At 34.7% G+C, this 1,529-nt stretch carries 2 protein-coding genes; both read right to left on the bottom strand.

Going from position 1 to position 1,529, the window contains the following annotated elements; translation table 11 throughout:
* The coding region (locus tag LOR49_RS17335; protein WP_240378232.1) for an HNH endonuclease at positions 1-618 on the bottom strand (618 nt) is incomplete at its 3' end.
* Between the two features lie 25 nt (positions 619-643).
* Entirely contained in the window at positions 644-1,456 is an 813-nt protein-coding gene (locus LOR49_RS17330; protein ID WP_240378230.1) for an abortive infection family protein, read from the bottom strand.
* Between the last annotated feature and the right edge of the window lie 73 nt (positions 1,457-1,529).

Genomic DNA, 1,529 nt, shown 5'->3' with positions numbered 1-1,529 from the left:
ATTTGAACAAGTTCCTTTGTCACGATAAAAAACAGCGTCGGTCATCCATTTTGGAAAGTAAACTCGTTTTATTCGTTTCTTATTTGTAACATACTCTGGAAATTGTTCCTCGATTTCTTCCATGTTTTCTTCAATAAATGAGGAAAGCTCCAAATGAAAATCATACAAAAACTTTCTATCTTGAAAAATAAATTGAAATGCTGCGTGAACGATCAGTTCGTCAATTTTGTCTTGGTGTTCATTTATATATTCCATTAACTGTTCAACGATTTCTCTACAATTACATTCTTCATGATATTCGTCGCTACAACCAGCAAAGTTTAATGTGGGTATATCTGGTTGCAAGTTCACTCCTTCAAGAGTTCTTATCATAAAATTATAAATCCATTCTAAATCGTCGATGTTTTTATAAATTTTGTCCAATTCGTCTTCAATGTCTTGAAAGAAAAACAAATAGTGATGGACTGCCGTCAATTTATTTGGCTTAACAATGCTCTCAATAATTTCGTCTTTGAAACTAGAAAATGCTAGTGGGCCATAATTCCAAAAATTTGAAACAGCCAATCCTGCTAGTCCAATTCCAGAACTGAGGGCTAAATGTTCATCTTTTGCTGCCATAAATTTCCCACCTTATTTTGATCACTTAAACCGAAGGAGCCTTTCTACTAATCATGTATGTTTCCAAAAGATAAATACAAAGTGTTCCACTTAAATTGATTGCAAACTTTGCGTGTCTTTCGCTTGGTTTGTAATACACTTTTCCTTTGCCATGTGAGTCTCCGTAAGCATTTCTCAAAGCTCCAAGTCCAGTTATAACTCCATTTATTGAACCTAGTATTTGCTTGAAAATCTCTGTTCCATGTTGGTCTGGAGACAAGTTTAGCAATTGAGAAACCTTCTTATATAATTGGCTCAAATTGTCGGTTTCTTTATATTCTTCACCAATGTCGTCAAGTATCCATTTTAACGTACTTTCAACCATTGCTCTGGTTGCAGTAATTGCGTCTTCTGGATCAGTCTTTGCTTGACTTAGCGCTCTATTCCAATCATTTTCAACGTGTTCAATATTATATTCCACAGTGAATTTCTCAATCTCTTGTGGAATATACGTAGTGTTTTCATATTGGACTTTGCCATTTACGAAAGCATATCCGTCACGTTCCAACAACTTTACAAATTGCTTCCAAGTGATATCATTTTGGAAGTATTCACTTTCTTCATTTTCAAGATAAAACATTTCTATTACGTTGAACAATTTCCGTAAGTCACTAGGATTTTTTAAATCAAGTGAAGCAACATAAGAGTCAGCAAGTGAGCGTCTCTGCCCACTTAAACTGGAGACATGATTATCTGCTTCAAAAATATATTCACATTCAAAGAGCTTTTGAATAGTAGCAAGAGTTCCATAGCCTGTTAATAAGTCGTAAAAAGTGTGGATTGTTCGTTTGCTTATCAATTATCATTACTCCAATCTCTATCAATGTCATTGTTCCAATTCTGTCACAGAAACTATGCAACAACTGCGCCCG

Origin of the sequence: Bacillus piscicola (genome assembly GCF_022458745.1) — a bacterium.
In the GTDB taxonomy this organism is placed as follows: domain Bacteria; phylum Bacillota; class Bacilli; order Bacillales; family Marinococcaceae; genus Alteribacillus_A; species Alteribacillus_A piscicola.
The sequence above is the reverse complement of the archived record's forward strand: the minus strand, read 5'-3'. Positions and strand labels throughout refer to the sequence as shown.